Raw genomic sequence first — 16,268 nt, 5'->3', positions numbered from 1 at the left:
TGGTGGGTCGTGAAGGATTCGAACCTTCGACCAATTGGTTAAAAGCCAACTGCTCTACCGACTGAGCTAACGACCCATTTTTTCAAACTTTACAGCGCGTTTCCGAGGTTATTTCCAGTGGCCCCGTGCTGTGGGCGCCTATAATACCGTTTTCAGTTTCTCATGCAAGCGCAAAATCTGCTTTTTTTATTGTTTGCCTGAAAAACCATCGAGCTGGGGATTTTTTGGTTAATTGCTGTAAAATCATGGCTTAATTGCAGCCAATTGCTGTTGTGCAATACGAGCAGCAGCGCTGTTGGCGTACTCTTTCAACACCCGGTTATAAAAACCGGTTGCTGCATTTTTATCATTTGATTTTTCAGCAATCATTCCAAGCTTCACTAAACTATCGCCACGCTTACCTGACTCTTTGAAATTGTTCACCACATTTTCAAACGCCACTTTTGCTTGCGCTAAATCACCTTGGTTGTACAGCAGCTGCCCTAACCAATAGTTAGCATTATCAGCATAGTTGGAGTTGGGATATTGACTGATAAATTCTTTGAATGCCGGAATAGCCTCTGCGTACTGACGTTGCTTCAGCACCAAATCCACCGCACGCTGATAGGCATCGGTCTCCGATAATGAAGAAGCTGGTGCAGTACTATTGCTGATGGCCACGGTGGGCGTCGCCACAACAGCACTGTTATTCACCGCGCCTTTATTGGCCGTCATATTGGCAATTTCATCGTAAAGCTGACGCTGACGCTGCAACATCTGCTCAATTTGATAGTTTTGCTGATCGGCTTGCCCGCGTAAATCTAGCACTTCTTGTTGTAGTGCATCTAAGCGGCGCTGCATGTCCACTTCCGATTGCTGACGCGCTTTAATAATCCGCTCTAAGCGATCAATACGATCTGCGGCGCTACCGCTGCTGCTATTGCCACCGACTTCAGTGACAGGCGCAGGTGCGGCATGAGCCGCACCTGACAACACCAATGCTATGGCGATAAGCGATTTTTTCATTGCCACTAACCCTTAGTAAACTAAAACTGCACGACGATTTTTGGCTTCAGCATCTGCTGTATGTTCCAAATCCGCTGGCTTTTCTTCACCGTAGCTGACGATGCTCATTTGGCTAGGTAATACACCTAAACCTTGCATGTATTTTGCTACGGCTTTAGCACGGCGTTCACCCAGCGCGATGTTGTACTCTGGGGTACCACGTTCGTCGGTGTGACCTTCAATCAGCACTCGCACACTTGGGTGCTTAGTTAGGTAATCCGCGTGGGCTTCTAACAGTTGCGCATAAGTACCACCGATTTCACTACGGTCAAATTCAAAGTAAATGACATTGTCTTGACGCAACTCTTGGAACTGCTGACGTTGCTGCTCTTCTGGTGTCATCATTTGGCTAGCGCCGCCCATCTCGATACCCCCAGCACCATTAGCACCATACTGGCCGCTACCGGTGGTAGCATCGCCTGCCGCAGTGTCAGATTCTGAAGTAGAGCTACACGCTGCTAAGGTCATCAACGGCAGTGCAACGGCTAATGTTTTTACAATTTTATTAAATTCCATTACATCATCCTTTTTAGAAATCGTTCGTTATAAAAATGGTGACCATGCTGGTGACTTAACATCCCCTTCGCCAGCTGGCAATCGTGCTTTAAAGCGACCATCAACCGATACGGCGGCAAGCACTTGTTTGCTGCCATAGGTTGTTCCATAAATTACCATAGTGCCATTTGGTGCAACACTAGGCGATTCATCGAGTTTGGTTGATGTTAATACCTGCATAAAGCGGGTTTTCAAGTCCATACGGGCAATATTGAATTTGCCATTCGTACGGTTTACAAAAATCAGGCTACGGCCGTCAGGAGTGACGGTACCACCAAGGTTCCACTCACCCTCAAAGGTTAGGCGAGTCACTTGCTTGCTGGCTAACTCCACTTGATACAGCTGTGGACGACCACCGCGTTCGGAGGTAAACAGCAAAGATTTACCATCAGGGAACCAAGATGGCTCCGTATCAATCGCATAATGGTTGGTAATGCGCTGCAGAGCGCCACTGGCAATATCAACCACATAGATTTCAGGCTGACCGTCTTTGGATAGCGTGATAGCTAACTTTTTGCCATCTGGCGAAAACGTTGGTGAACCATTAATCCCTTGATAGCTAGTGACTTTTACGCGAGTACGGCTATAGATATCTTGAACAAAGATCTCGGCTTTTTTGTTCTCAAAACTCACATAAGCTAACTTGCGACCATCAGGTGACCATGACGGTGACATCAGCGGTTCAGGTGAACGCAGCAACATCTGTTCGTTATAACCGTCATAATCGGCAATCATTAACTGGTACGGGTTGCTCTGGCGTTGCTCCACAACCACGTAGGCGATACGGGTTAAGAATGCGCCTTTAATGCCCGTGAGTTTTTCATACACGATATCGCTAATACGGTGACCGTACTGGCGGAATTGCTCAGCACTGATCACGGTCTGACGGCTATCAAGCAGATATTCACTACGTGCTTGAGGACCCGCGCCTTGCATCTGAGCTTTCACCAAATCTACCAAGTCAAAACTCACCAGATATTGGTTATTCCCGTAAGGTTTGATGTTCCCCATCAACACCGCTTCGGCCGACACATTGCGCCACATTTCCGGATTAAAGCTACTCGCTTCACCGATGGCACGTTGACCTAAACCGGTTTCATCCAACGGTTTGAAAGTACCGCTGCGGCTTAAATCGCTGGCAACGACTTCAGAGATAGATGACGGTGCGGGCGTTACACCTTGCCACACAAAAGGCACCACGGCGATAGGTCGAGCTGCGTCAACCCCCTCAGTAATGACAATATCCAATGCGGCGAATGATGGTTTAACCATCACAATCGCCAACAACATTAGACCTTTGACAAACGCTTTCATGGGACTCCTTTAATTAAACTCAGGTCTTACTTCCAGGTTGATTTCTTTCATCTGCTGGTATACATCAGGCTCTGGTGATACTGGCAAACGCCCTGCTTTATTGATGGCATTTTGTGTTGCACGGCAGACTTGTGGGTCGCCGCCTAAAATACTGACGTTAGTCACAAAACCATCAGATGCTAAGCGTACTTGTACTTTACAAGATTTACCGCGCATAGAGTCATCCACCACCAAGTTACGTTGGATGGTGGAGGTAATCATCGCTTTGTACTTGTTGACTTCGCTCATCAACTGCTGAGAACGGGCAGCACTTAACTGACTTTGCTCAGCCGCGAGTGCATCTTGCATCTCTTGTTCTTGGCGGCGACGAGCCTCTTCCGCTTGGCGTTTACGCTCAGCTTCGGCGCGCGCTTTACGTTCAGCCTCTTCACGAGCTTTGCGCTCAGCTTCCGCTTTTTTCGCGGCGGCTTCTTCAGCTTGGCGTTTTGCTTCGGCTTTCTTCGCCGCGTCTTCCGCAGCTTGGCGCTCTTGCTCTTTCTGCTTACGCGCAGCTTCTGCTTTCGCGGCTTTTTCTTGCTCTTGTTGCTGTTTTATCCGAGCGGCTTCAGTAGCAGCGGCGGCTTTTTGCGCCTCCACTTCTTGCTGCTTACGCTCTTCTGCCAATTTTTGAATACGTTGCTGTTCTTGCTCACGCGCCTTGCGCGCGTCTTCAGCTTTGCGATCTAACTCGGCTTGGCGTTCACGTTCTTTACGGGCGGTATCGGCACGTTCTTGCTTCACTTGCTTAACGTAATCATCAACCTTGTTTTGCTCGATGGCGACAGCTTTGAGCGCTTCCGGCTGCGTATTAGGTGCAGCTAACATCTCAGGCTTTGACGAAAAATCGATATTCAGCGCCAACGCCACAATGACCCCAACGTGAATCGTTGCCGATATGATGATCGGCAACTTCATATTCTGATTACCGGACACGCTAATTATCCTCCGGTGAGTCAGTCATCAAACCCACTGATGGTAAACCTGCTTTTTGCAGTGTTGCCATCAGTTGGATCACTTTTTCGTATGGAATAGCGCGATCGCCTTTCACTACAACTGGACGCTCTGGCTCTACTTGTAAAATAGCAACGACTTGTGACGTTGCATCAGACACATTGATTGCGGCTTTGATCGGGCTAGCGCCATCGGTAACGAAATATTCGCCCTCGGCGTCAATCGATACAATAATCGGCGCTTTGCTGTCAGCAGACAGCGGTTCAGCTGCCGCTTGCGGCAAATCTACTTTAACGCCTTGTGAAACAATCGGCGCGGTCACCATAAAGATAATCAACAGCACTAACATCACGTCGATGTAGGGCACTACGTTGATTTCAGCGACCGGCCGACGCCGTTTACGCTGGTAACCTTGGTTCATGCTTCTTCCCTATCGCTGTAGGCTTGACGGTGCAGAATGCTGGAAAACTCTTCCATAAAGTTGGCGTAGGCCATTTCCAATTTTTCCACTTGGGTAGAAAAACGGTTATAGGCGATTACCGCTGGAATAGCGGCGAACAGACCCATCGCGGTGGCAATCAATGCCTCTGCAATACCCGGCGCAACCATCGCCAAGGTGGCGTTTTGCACTGCACCAAGCGCAATAAAGGCGTTCATAATCCCCCATACGGTACCAAACAGGCCGATATATGGGCTGGTTGAACCTATGGTAGCCAATAATGGCAGATGGGTTTCCATCTTATCTAACTCTTTAGACAACGCGATACGCATTGCGCGATAACTACCGTCCATAATGGCGCCCGGCACTTTATGGCTAGTTTTGTTCAGTCGAGCATACTCTTTGAAGCCGGAGACAAACATGCTTTCCATGCCCGAATTGCTGTCTTGGCGTGACGACAGTTCTTGATAGAACTTATTTAAGTCAACACCAGACCAGAATTTCTCTTCAAAGCGTTCGGCGTTACGGCGCGCATCACCCAATACTCGCCGCCGTTGCAAGATAACCCCCCATGAGACGATGGAGAGGGTCAACAACGTCAGCATGACAAATTTCACCAGCAAGCTGGCTTGTAAAAATAATCCAATAAATGATATTTCAGCGTTCACCTTGCTTAAACTCCTGCAAAATGTGGGGCGGTATGGCAACGGGTTTCATTTTAGATAGTGATACGGACACGACCACAACGGTCGCTGCACAATAAACTTGGCCGTCAGCATCAACAAGTTGTTGATCAAAAACGAGAGAGGCGCGTTTAGTTTCAGCAATAGTGCTCACCACTTCGAGTTGCTGTTCAAAGCGCGCCGCTTTACGAAAATCAATATCCGCATGTCTCACGACAAAAGCGATATCATCAGCCAACAATTGCTGTTGACTGATGCCGAGCGCACGCAACCATTCAGTACGAGCGCGCTCAAAAAAATTCAAATAATTAGAATGATATACCACGCCACCAGCGTCGGTATCTTCGTAATAAACTGTAATCGGCCAGCGAAACATCATCAATTGCTTTGTCCCTGCCACAAATGATGCCTACTATACCGATCCGCCCACAGATTGTGAATGGCATAACAGCAAAGGAGGCACGAAGGCCCCCAGTTTATTTTTATTAAGCTTAACCGATGCTTAATCAGTGGATCTGGCTTGGGAGTTGCAATCCAAACGCTTGCCAAAGGAAGCTATAGATATCAGCCTGCTCATCGATCTGCATCGCGGTCGGCTTGCCGCCACCGTGACCGGCATTACTCTCGATTCGCATGATGATCGGTTTATCGCCCTGCTGTTTGGCTTGCATCATCGCGCCAAATTTGAAGCTGTGAGCAGGGACAACACGGTCATCATGATCTGCAGTCATGATCATCGTTGCCGGATAAGCTTGTGCTTTCACATTATGATACGGCGAATATGCCAGTAATGCAGGAAATTGCTCCGCGTTATCAGCACTGCCGTACTCGCTAGTCCAAGCCCAGCCAATGGTGAATTTTTGGAAACGCAACATATCCAATACACCGACAGCTGGTAACACAGCGGCAAACAGCTCTGGGCGTTGGGTGACCGCGGCCCCCATTAACAAACCGCCATTACTACGGCCATAAGCCCCGAGTTTTTTACTATTGGTATAGCCTTGGTCGATCAAGTACTCAGCAGCGGCATAATAGTCATCAAACACGTTTTGTTTCTTATCGAACATCCCGGCCTGATGCCAGCTTTCACCATATTCCGCACCACCGCGAATATTTGGCACCGCATAAATACCGCCCATATCTAGCCATGCAATAGTTGCGGGACTGAACCGTGGTGTCATCGAGATAGCAAACCCACCATAGGCATACAGCAGCGTTGGGTTATCGCCAGTTTTTTTCAGACCTTTTTTGTAGGAAATCAGCATTGGCACACGAGTGCCATCCTTACTGGTGTAAAACACCTGCTCTGAAGTGTAGTCGTTCGGGTCAAACGCCACTTTAGGCTGCATATAAGTACTAGATTCACCGGTTTTAAAATCAAACTTATAGGTGGAAGTCGGTTGGATATAGCTGTTGTAGCTGTAATAAAAATAGTCATTTTTAGCACTACCAGATGGTCCCGCAACGGCCCCCTGCCCAGGTGTTGCGACATCCTGCAGCTTCTTACCATTCATCGCATAAATAGCCATCTTGCTGATGACATCATGTAATGAACTCACAACGAGGTGATTATTGATGATTCTAACGGTATCGATTGGGTCGGCTGACTCTGGAATGATAGTTTGCCAATTCGTTTTTTCTGGATGCTGGATATCAATCGTTATGACTTTACCATTTGGTGCTTGGTAATCGGTTTTAAAGTAAAAAATGTTGCCTTCGTTACCAATAAACTGATATTCGGCTTCTAGCTCAGGAATCAATGCGATAACGTCGCTTGGTTGTTTGAGTGATTTGTAGAAGAAGCGATTGCGGCTATCCGTCCCTTGCGAGACATACAACAATAAATAGTCGCCGTCATCGCTGACACCAATACCAAAGCCCCATTCAGGATGCTCAGGCTGTTCAAAAATCAACACATCATCAGCCTGTGCCGTGCCCATTTTATGGAAATACACTTTTTGACCAAAGTTGGTATCGGCCATAACGTTACCACCTTTGGGTTCGTCATAACGCGCGTAGTAAACGCCACTGCTATTCTTGTCCCATACCGCCGCTGAAAACTTAATCCATTGCAATTCGTCGTTAAGTTTTTTATTTGTTGCCACATCAATAAAATGCCACGACTGCCAATCAGATCCCGACGCAGACACACCATAAGCCAAAGTGTTGCCATCTTCACTGATGTCGATCCCCGTCAACGCCACCGTGCCATCTTCAGACAGCTTATTGGGATCAAGTAACACACGTTCATTGCCACCGGCATCCGTTACATAAAGTACCGATTGTGCCTGTAAGCCATTATTACGGAAAAAGAAGTTACGTTGGCCACGTTCAATAGGCGCCGAGAATTTTTCGTAATTCCAAAGATGGGTAATGCGATCAACTACCGCTTGCTTGTTAGGAATAGCATTGAGGTATGCCGCACCATATTGCTGCTCAGCCTTAACCCACGCCTGAGTTTCCGCCGAGTCCTCTTCTAAATGGCGATACGGATCGGCGACTTCAGTACCATGTAATGTCTCGGTCAAGTCCGTCGCTCGCGCAACTGGATAGGGTGCAAGTGTTGGTTGGCTCACGTTTTTAGCAGATGAATTTTCAGACGTTGAATCACAACCACTGATGCTTGTGCAACTCACCAGTGCAAACGCTAATATCCCAATTTTGTGCTTATTCAGCATAGTTTTCCTCTATCTATATAAAAGTCTGCTTATGGCAACATTTACTAGGGCTGTTGATCTTTAGTGCCTGATTTTTGTTCAGCGTTAGGAGCTGTTGGTGGAGAATAACTCCATGACACATCACCCGCCTTGACTAAATCACGTTCTGCCAGCTGTAAAACAATCAGCAAAGGTCAACATCCCCTAACGTAAACCCCTTAATATAAGGCGAAAATTTGAGAGGGGAAGCACACAATTGCAAAGGGTTGTGTCAAATAGGTAAAAATTGTGATTCTGCCGTAAATTTGGATTAAAAAAATAAACTGATTATTTATGCAATTTATTCGAATCTTCCTTCAAAGCCCACAACCACAGCAGGTTTGAGGTGTGTCACACATTTAAATCATTAGTTTTTCTTATGAATATGAGCAATTTTTCTCGTTTGTTGAAGCGAGGTTTTGCTCCTAGAATGCTCACCAAGTTGAAGCGGCACAGGGTGCTACTTCGAAATGAAATTTAACAGTAACTGTGGTTACGGTTACTTGTACGATTTCTTTATGCTTGACTTCCTTCCTTCAATTTGTTGATTGCGATAATTTTTATGTTGCCCATTCTTTTGAATGGGCTTTTTTTTATCTAAATTTGGGTCAGTAAAAATAAAAAGCCAGCTCACTGGCTGGCCTTAAAAACGTATTTGACGTGCCTAGCGGCAGTGTCCCCTCACCGCTTATTCAACATCCTTTGACATGCGAATGACCACGCGGCGGTTAACTAAGCGTTGATCGGCACTCATGTTGGAAGCAACATGACGATTCTCACCATGTCCAGCCGTGCGAATGTTCACTTCGGGTATACCTTGTTGCACCAGCAAGCCTTTTAGCTCCGCTACCCGTTTATCCGACATTTTTTGGTTAACCGTTTTAGAACCATAGCTGTCGGTGTAACCATCGAGCAGCACCAACTCAATGTTTTTATCGTATTGAAGATACGTTTCTAACCGCTTTAACTGCATTTTTGAGTAAGGCGTTAAGTCCGACGAACCTTCTTTATAGTTGAGTACGGTAAAGGCGATATCATCAAAACTATAGGGTAATAATCCAGAAATGCATTGTCGGAATTGGGCATACTCTTGTTGAAAGTTAGCGGCAGACAAGCCGACCGCGACTTGGCTCTGACTATCGTTCCAATCGGTATAATAAAAAGTTGGCTGCATGCCGACTTGTAACTCATTGAGCATGGTCCAAGCCGCTTTTTTGGGAACTTCCCCATTAAAATATTTTTTGTAATGCAGATTCGTAATCGTACGGGACATGACGCCCGGACGCCATTGTGGCGCTTTACTCAGCAACTTAGCGCTGGTGACCGATTCAGGCTTTTGCCACATATCCAGCACAAATTGCAGATTTAGATCTTTACCAGAGGTGCTGGTAAACACCGCTTTACCATAGGCAGGAATATCGTGTTCTAAGGTACATTGCAGTGGAGAGCTGGTGCTAACACGCCATTGCGACTGTTCTAAGGTTGCTACATAGTGGCGCAACTCAGCATTGGCTTGCCAAGATAGCAGCAGAGGTAGCGCTAGCAACATTAATTTTCGCAACATCGAATACCCCACATAATTCTTCTATGAGTGTACTATCGGCCAATGTTTCTGGTTCTTTAGCTGATATATTAAGCAATCGAACATGACACCATAGCTTTGATTTAGCATAATAGCCGCCTTTAAAAAGTCCAGGGGCTACAGATGAATCCACCGGTTGAGAGTAACCAATTAAAATACCGTTTCCGTGGGTACTATCCAGTTGTAATTGATGTAGAAACGGCGGGATTTAATGCAAAAACCGATGCATTGCTCGAGATCGCAGCATCATTGTTAAAAATGGATGACGACGGCAATTTGCAGATCGACCGTACCTTGCACTTTCATGTTGAGCCATTCGAAGGCGCAAATTTAGAGCCTGACGCGCTGGCTTTCAACGGTATCGACCCAAGCAATCCACTGCGTGGTGCGGTCAGTGAAGCTGAAGCACTAAAAGAAATTTGCAAAGCAGTTAAGAAAAATCTCAAGCAGTTTGATTGCCATCGCGCCATTATCGTTGCCCACAATGCCGCATTTGATCATGGTTTTGTTAGTCAAGCCATTGAACGCTGCGGCCTAAAACGCTCGCCATTTCACCCATTTGCCACCTTTGATACCGCCACTTTAGCGGGGTTGGCATTAGGCCATACCGTACTGGCGAAGGCGTGCAGCATTGCCGGTATTCCATTTGATAATAACGAGGCGCATTCTGCCTTATACGATACGGAACGTACTGCCGAACTGTTCTGTCTTATCGTTAACCGTTGGAAAGCATTAGGCGGTTGGCCAGTAGCGCCCCATGAGGACTCGGCAGACATCAGCGAGTAAAAAAACACCCGCAATCAGCGGGTGTTTTTCATTAGGCTTGTTGCCAAATCTTTTCGTCTTGATACATAGCAAACAAACTTTCAGCGCGAGAAATCAACAAACCTGCATATTGCTTTTGCGTGTCATCGCGTAGACCGTTTTGGATCAGATTTTCCGCTTTTAGATGCCAAGCCAGCGAGAAATGACGTAACACCTCACGCGCGTCTTTGGCGGCGTCAGCACTAACCAAATCTGTGGGTAAATCGCCGCTGATCACCCAGTAAACCGCTTTGTGAGGTCGCGTGGCGGCAATTTTCCACACGGCCACGTAAGGCGCAAAATAGCGACTCTCAGCCACCATCACTTTGTTCGGGATAATGCCCTTCTCTGCCAAAAAGCGATTGGCCTTTTGGAACTGTTCACGGGCCCACTGTGCTTGGGCGGCTTCGGCGTTGCTTGACGCTTCGGTCATATATCTTCCTTACTACGTTGTTATTTTTGGTTGACCGTTAGACTCAACGCGTTGCGTCATCAATATGCTGGAAAGCTAAATTTCCAACAACTGAATGACCAGTGCAACATCGGAGTGGTTGATTTAACCACTAGATGCTATCGTTCCGCTGCGTCTAGCTCAAGCGAAAAGCCCCTAAGCTTGGCGCTGTTGATCTTTGCTGATTATTTTTACAGCAAGCAGTGCACAATTTAGGCAAGACGTGGGATGTGCCGTGTGGTGCTTCTCCACCAATAGCACCTAACGCTGAATAAATCGCGCGCTGTCTCTGCCCGATGAGTTCAAATCAAACATTAACGGTCAACAGCCCCTAGAGACTTATTTGACATCAACCCACACTAATGGTGGCGCTACGACAAGGCGCAAAAATATTGGGTAGCACCACGCAGTTTATCCGTCATTATTCAATAAATCATACGGTTAAATCTGCTGTTGCGATTTTTACAGCACAACGAAACACGGAGTATATTGTGGCGGTATTTAACCATCCATCCTTTGACGAACACGAACAGGTTGTTTTTTGTCACGACAAAGCCAGCGGCTTAAAAGCGATTATCGCCGTGCACAACACCAACCTTGGGCCAGCCTTTGGCGGCACCCGTATGTGGAATTACCCTTCAGAGGAGGAAGCGCTTAACGATGTACTGCGCCTTTCTAAAGGCATGACCTATAAAAATGCCATGGCCGGTTTGACCATGGGTGGCGGTAAGTCAGTCATTATTGCGGACCCGCAGAACACGCCGGATCGTGCGGCACTATTTACCGCGTTCGGGCGTTTTGTAAATAGCCTTGGTGGCCGCTATGTCGCCGCAGAAGACGTAGGCACCACCCCAGCGGATATTAAGATTGCTAGCAGCCAAACACCTTACGTTGCTGGCCTTGAAGGTAAAAGCGGCGATCCGTCACCGTTTACCGCGCTGGGCACTTATTTAGGCATTAAAGCCGCGGTTAAACATCAATTGGGCCGCGACTCACTGGCTGGGTTACGTGTTGCGGTACAAGGTGTTGGCCATGTGGGTTATTACTTGTGCAAACATCTTCATCAAGAAGGTGCCAAATTGGTCGTGACTGACATTCACCAACCTAACTTGCAACGTGTCGCCAACGAGTTCGGGGCAACAGTGGTCGCACCGCAGGACATCTACCAACAGGATGTGGACATTTACGCGCCATGTGCCCTCGGAGCCACCATTAACGATGTCACCTTGCCCCAGTTAAAGGCTAGCATTGTTGCTGGGTGTGCCAACAACCAATTGGCCGAAATGCGTCATGCACAAGCGCTACAGCAACGCGGTATTTTGTATGCACCAGACTACGTGATCAATGCTGGCGGCATTATCAACGTATCGTTTGAAAATCAATATGATGTGCAGCAATCGACCGCTAAAGTTGAACAGATATATAACACCCTGCTCAAGGTTTTCAGCCAAGCCGATGCGCAGGCGCGTACCACCGCGGATGTCGCTGATGAGATGGCGCGCGCCATTATCAATCAAGCTAAATAACGCTATTCCGCTGCCGTGAGAGAGTGCAATCACTCGCGGCAGCTCGTCCGACCAACTAAATTTTCAACCCCGCCATAAAGTTACACTCTGTTAACAGAAAATTCATTATTCCGTAGTGGCGCCGTGCACTTTCCTCTGCTTGAATCTTAAGTAATGCGACGATGAATGGAGCACGCGAAATGGTCAAATTTAACTATGACATTGCGCATCATAAAGTGGAATTTAGTGCGAGCGAATGGACTGGCTTAGAGTCGCTTTCCGTTAACGGCAAGACCGTTTCACGTAAATTCAATTTCGCGCCGCAGACCGAGCATACCTTTGAATTATCAAACGGTGATAACTGCAAGTTGCAGTTGCTGATTGATATGACGGGTAGCCACACCATTTGCCGTATCTATCGGCGTGACGAGTTGATCACCAGCCTAAAGCACTTGTCACGTAAGAGCGGAGTGCAATTAGGCGGCTACTTTGCGTTGTTGTTGATTGCCTCAAGTTTGCTGCTAGCGTATGTCTAGCATGGGCTGCAACTCATACTGATTGACGATTCACTTTCTTGAGTAGCGCCAGTAACACGGCGCGCTCTTCGTCATTGAGCCTACCTAAAAACATCTCGTTGACGCGTTCGGCTTCTCGGACTAAATCTTGCTCCATCGCTTTAGCCTGAGGCGTTAGAAATATTTGAAATGTACGACGGTTATCCTCTTCCTGATGGCGTCGAATTAAGCCTTGCGCCTGCAACTGGTCGAGAAAACGCGTCATAGTGTAGTTGGCAACGTCACAACGTTTAGACAGCTCGGTTTGGCTCAAGCCTTCCTCTTGTAACAGTGCGAATAACACTGGCCACAACTTGATGTCGATTTGATATAACTGCAGGCGTGAGTCTAGTTCCTGCAATATATCTTGGTTCAGGTGAGCGACTAAATAACCCAAACTTTCATCTCGGTTCAAAGAACACCTCCCATCTTTCGAGCCTGTGATACTTTATTAAACTACCTTCGCACGAAATTTGCACGGCCGAGATGATGAACTCTGCGCTAAAGTTAGCTACGCCGATGTTTTATCAGCAAATAAATTTTTGATAAAAAAGAGACCCGCAGGTCTCTTCGTTGAGCCGATTCCGTTTACGCTGGCGTATCGGCAGCGGCGTAGAGTTCTAAAATCGCTTCAAGCGGATGCTTCGCTCTAAAACCACCGAGGCGCTTCACTTGGCTACGGCAGGAATAACCCGAAATCAAGATCTGCTCTTGCGGCGTTTGCTCAATCGCCTGTTGCCACGACATCTCATACAGCGCTTTAGAACGCTCCAGATTATCAATCTCATGGCCGTAGGTACCCGCCATGCCACAACAGCCTAAGTTGACACTGTGACACTCGGCGCCCAAGTGAGCAAAGATGTTATGCCAATCTTTGGCAGTATTCGGCTTAGCGCTGGATTCGGTGCAATGGCTAAACCAGGTATATTTACGGCCTGATGGCGCTAGCGATGGCAGTTGTGATAAATGCTGCAACAGCCATTCGTTAGGTAACTGCACCTCAAAATTGCCGCGGGCAGCACCCAGTGCAACTTTATATTCATCGCGGTATACCAACACTAAAGCGGGATCAACGCCTACCATCGGCATCCCCAGCGCCGCCACTTGATTGAGGAAATCCGACGCCGATTTAGCGATGCGGGCAAACTTATCGAGAAAACCTTTAATATGCGCGGGCTTACCGTTGGGTTTAAATGGCAGCAATACCGGTTTGTACCCGAGCAGCTCGACTAAGCGAATAAAGTGGAATACCAATTCCGCATCGTAAAAACTGTTGAATGGATCTTGCACCACCAGCACGTACTTCGACCGTTCAGCGGCTGGAATTTGTTGCAGCGCTTCTAAGTCATAACCACGGCAATGATGGCCGTCGAGCATTTGGCTCAATGTCGGCACCGATAACGCTGGCGCATCAACATAGCCTAATGCTTGTTTGATCACCCACTTGCTTAGCCCATTTTGTGCGGCGAAATTAGCTAACTTGGGCGCTTTGACCATCAGTTGCACTGAGTCTTCAATGCTGCCAACCAGATAATCCTTGGCTGGACGCAGATAACGGCCGTAATAGATATTAAAGAACTGGGCGCGGAATTTAGGCACATCAACCCGTACCGGACATTGGCCCGAGCAGGCCTTACACGCCAAACAACCCTTCATCGATTCCATCACTTCGTGAGAGTAATCATACTCTTTGTCTTTGTTGAGGGTGTTTTGCAAACGCTGCCAGATGCTGACCGGCTTGGCGCGCGCTAACGCGTTGATGTCCACACCTTCGGCTTCCAGCAAACGCAACCATTCACGCATCAAACCAGCACGGCCTTTGGGGGAGTGAATACGATCACCGGTCACTTTAAATGACGGGCACATCGGCGAGAAGCGGCTGTAGTTGAAGCACAAACCATTGCCGTTACAGTCCATCACATCAGGGAAGGCATCACGCACATTAACAGGGATCTGCCGATCAAATTTGCCCCGCTTGGTACTGTCAACATTGTAAACCATCGGACCGCTATCTTTCGGCGCCACCAGTTTGCCCGGATTTAAGCGGTTTTGTGGGTCAAACAGGGTTTTAATCTGTTCTAGCTCGGCATATAACTCGGCGCCAAACACCGCAGGGCCGTATTCACCACGCACGCCTTTGCCGTGTTCGCCCCACATTAAACCACCATATTTACGGGTTAATGCGGCCACTTCATCAGACACCTGTTTAAGCAGTTTTTCATCTTCTGGGTCACACATATCTAGCGCTGGTCGCACGTGCAGTACACCGGCGTCGACGTGGCCAAACATGCCGTATTGCAGTTTGTGGCTATCGAGCAGTGCACGAAATTCCATGATGTAATCCGCCAGCGATTCGGGCGGCACTGCGGTATCTTCAGCAAAAGCAATCGGTTTGCGGCGGCCCTTAGTGGCGCCCAGCAAGCCGACGGCTTTTTTACGCATGGCGTAAATCTTAGCAATCACACCGGGATCACGCGCTATTTGATAACCAACAACACCTTTTTCGCTGGAGGCAATTTGTTGCTCTAACCGCTGGCACAATGCTTCACAGCGCTGCTCAACATCAGTCTCATCACCAGCAAACTCCACCATGTTTAAACCGTCGATCTCTTTGCCCGGCACCGCCTGAATATAATCAGCAACCGAGTGCCAAATAATATCTTTACGGGCGAGATTCAATACCTTGGAGTCAACGGTTTCCACCACGGTGGCATTCGCTTTGACCAGATCGGGCGCGTGCCGCAGGGCCGATTCAAAACTGTCGTATTTGATATTCACCATCAAACGGTTTTTCGGCAGCGGTAGCACGTTGAGCTTGGCTTCAGTGACCACCGCCAACGTGCCTTCGGCTCCGGTGAGAATGCGACTGAGGTTAAACTTGCTCAGGTCATCGTTCCACACATGTTTTAAATCGTAACCGGTGAGAAAGCGGTTCAGTTCGGGGAAGCGTTGTAAAATCAGTTGCCGCTTGTCGGCACAGCATTTTGCCACTTCGACGGTAATACGATCAGCCAATGATTGACTGCCATCTGGCAGTGCAGCGGCATCGATGTCATCAGTGACCATCACGGAACCGTCAACGAGCACGCTCTTGAGCGACAATACGTGATCTGAGGTTTTGCCATAAACCAACGACCCGGCACCGGAGGCATCGGTAGCAATCATACCGCCCAGCGTCGCCCGATTTGAGGTAGACAGATCGGGAGAGAAAAATAGGCCATGAGGCCGCAGTGCATCATTAAGTTGATCTTTAATCACGCCCGCCTCAACTTTCACCCAACCTTCTGCCGCATTCACTTCAATAATGCGGTTCATATGGCGGCTGAGGTCGAGCACGATACCATGCGTCAATGATTGACCATTCGTGCCAGTACCGCCGCCACGGGCGCTGAATACCACCTTTTCAAACTGCGGTTGTGCACCTACCCGCAAAGCGAGCGCCACGTCAGCAGAGTTTTTGGGATAAATCACCGCTTGAGGGAGAAATTGATACACCGAGTTATCGGTCGCCTGTGCCATACGCGCGCTGTAGCGTGTATCGATATCACCGGCGAAGCCAGCATCTTTTAATGAAGCTAAATATTGAAGATAAACAGGTTCTAGCGCCTGTTGATGCGATAACAAGGGTAGCATGCACGTCTCACTTTATAA

The 16,268-nt window shown here is 47.9% G+C and carries 15 protein-coding genes and 1 tRNA gene; 3 read left to right on the top strand and 13 right to left on the bottom strand.

Going from position 1 to position 16,268, the window contains the following annotated elements; translation table 11 throughout:
- From L9G74_RS16555 to L9G74_RS16510, 10 genes are all read right to left on the bottom strand, one after another.
- Positions 1-76 (bottom strand) — tRNA-Lys (locus L9G74_RS16555).
- A 167-nt stretch (positions 77-243) separates the two neighbouring features.
- Positions 244-1,005: a tol-pal system protein YbgF gene (ybgF, locus tag L9G74_RS16550; protein ID WP_238897615.1), complete on the bottom strand. Its 762-nt coding sequence runs from the start codon at positions 1,003-1,005 to the stop codon at positions 244-246.
- Positions 1,006-1,017: 12 nt separating this feature from the next.
- The gene (gene pal, locus L9G74_RS16545; protein ID WP_238897614.1) at positions 1,018-1,560 is read right to left on the bottom strand and encodes a peptidoglycan-associated lipoprotein Pal; all 543 of its coding nucleotides are present in this window, start codon (positions 1,558-1,560) and stop codon (positions 1,018-1,020) included.
- Positions 1,561-1,587: 27 nt separating this feature from the next.
- Positions 1,588-2,913: a Tol-Pal system beta propeller repeat protein TolB gene (gene tolB, locus L9G74_RS16540; RefSeq protein ID WP_238897612.1), complete on the bottom strand. Its 1,326-nt coding sequence runs from the start codon at positions 2,911-2,913 to the stop codon at positions 1,588-1,590.
- Positions 2,914-2,922: 9 nt separating this feature from the next.
- The gene (gene tolA / locus L9G74_RS16535; protein ID WP_238897610.1) at positions 2,923-3,885 is read right to left on the bottom strand and encodes a cell envelope integrity protein TolA; all 963 of its coding nucleotides are present in this window, start codon (positions 3,883-3,885) and stop codon (positions 2,923-2,925) included.
- Position 3,886: 1 nt separating this feature from the next.
- Positions 3,887-4,324 (bottom strand): protein TolR, encoded by a 438-nt coding sequence (gene tolR / locus L9G74_RS16530; protein ID WP_238897609.1) that lies wholly within the window; start codon positions 4,322-4,324, stop codon positions 3,887-3,889.
- Positions 4,321-5,010 carry a protein TolQ gene (gene tolQ, locus L9G74_RS16525; RefSeq protein WP_238897607.1) on the bottom strand — a complete coding sequence of 230 codons (690 nt, stop codon included), beginning with the start codon at positions 5,008-5,010 and terminating at the stop codon, positions 4,321-4,323. The genes tolR and tolQ overlap by 4 nt, the downstream gene beginning before the upstream one ends.
- Positions 5,000-5,404 carry a tol-pal system-associated acyl-CoA thioesterase gene (ybgC, locus tag L9G74_RS16520; protein WP_238897634.1) on the bottom strand — a complete coding sequence of 135 codons (405 nt, stop codon included), beginning with the start codon at positions 5,402-5,404 and terminating at the stop codon, positions 5,000-5,002. The genes tolQ and ybgC overlap by 11 nt, the downstream gene beginning before the upstream one ends.
- A gap of 127 nt (positions 5,405-5,531) precedes the next feature.
- Complete coding sequence (locus tag L9G74_RS16515) at positions 5,532-7,703, bottom strand: prolyl oligopeptidase family serine peptidase (RefSeq protein ID WP_238897605.1); 2,172 nt, start codon at positions 7,701-7,703, stop codon at positions 5,532-5,534.
- Positions 7,704-8,409: 706 nt separating this feature from the next.
- A complete protein-coding gene (locus L9G74_RS16510) occupies positions 8,410-9,285 on the bottom strand; it encodes an OmpA family protein (protein ID WP_238897602.1) in 876 nt (291 codons plus the stop codon).
- A gap of 141 nt (positions 9,286-9,426) precedes the next feature.
- Here L9G74_RS16510 and rnt point away from each other — a divergent pair, with 141 nt between their 5' ends.
- Positions 9,427-10,089 carry a ribonuclease T gene (gene rnt, locus L9G74_RS16505; RefSeq protein WP_238897600.1) on the top strand — a complete coding sequence of 221 codons (663 nt, stop codon included), beginning with the start codon at positions 9,427-9,429 and terminating at the stop codon, positions 10,087-10,089.
- A 31-nt stretch (positions 10,090-10,120) separates the two neighbouring features.
- Here the strand turns inward: rnt and L9G74_RS16500 are convergent, their stop codons facing one another.
- Positions 10,121-10,540, bottom strand: coding sequence for a DUF4826 family protein (locus tag L9G74_RS16500; RefSeq protein WP_238897599.1), 420 nt, complete (start codon positions 10,538-10,540; stop codon positions 10,121-10,123).
- Positions 10,541-11,049: 509 nt separating this feature from the next.
- Between L9G74_RS16500 and L9G74_RS16495 the strand changes: the two genes are divergently transcribed.
- Together L9G74_RS16495 and L9G74_RS16490 are read left to right on the top strand one after the other, a co-directional pair.
- Positions 11,050-12,084: a Glu/Leu/Phe/Val dehydrogenase dimerization domain-containing protein gene (locus L9G74_RS16495; RefSeq protein ID WP_238897596.1), complete on the top strand. Its 1,035-nt coding sequence runs from the start codon at positions 11,050-11,052 to the stop codon at positions 12,082-12,084.
- A 179-nt stretch (positions 12,085-12,263) separates the two neighbouring features.
- Complete coding sequence (locus tag L9G74_RS16490) at positions 12,264-12,599, top strand: hypothetical protein (protein WP_238897593.1); 336 nt, start codon at positions 12,264-12,266, stop codon at positions 12,597-12,599.
- Between the two features lie 13 nt (positions 12,600-12,612).
- Here L9G74_RS16490 and L9G74_RS16485 read toward each other — a convergent pair whose 3' ends face one another.
- Together L9G74_RS16485 and ydiJ are read right to left on the bottom strand one after the other, a co-directional pair.
- Positions 12,613-13,032, bottom strand: a complete 420-nt coding sequence (locus tag L9G74_RS16485; RefSeq protein ID WP_238897590.1) for a MarR family winged helix-turn-helix transcriptional regulator — start codon at positions 13,030-13,032, stop codon at positions 12,613-12,615.
- A 173-nt stretch (positions 13,033-13,205) separates the two neighbouring features.
- Positions 13,206-16,250 (bottom strand): D-2-hydroxyglutarate dehydrogenase YdiJ, encoded by a 3,045-nt coding sequence (gene ydiJ, locus L9G74_RS16480; protein ID WP_238897587.1) that lies wholly within the window; start codon positions 16,248-16,250, stop codon positions 13,206-13,208.
- Positions 16,251-16,268 lie beyond the last annotated feature (18 nt).

This window comes from Shewanella electrica, from assembly GCF_022321485.1.
In the GTDB taxonomy this organism is placed as follows: Bacteria; Pseudomonadota; Gammaproteobacteria; order Enterobacterales; family Shewanellaceae; genus Shewanella; species Shewanella electrica.
The sequence above is the reverse complement of the archived record's forward strand: the minus strand, read 5'-3'. Positions and strand labels throughout refer to the sequence as shown.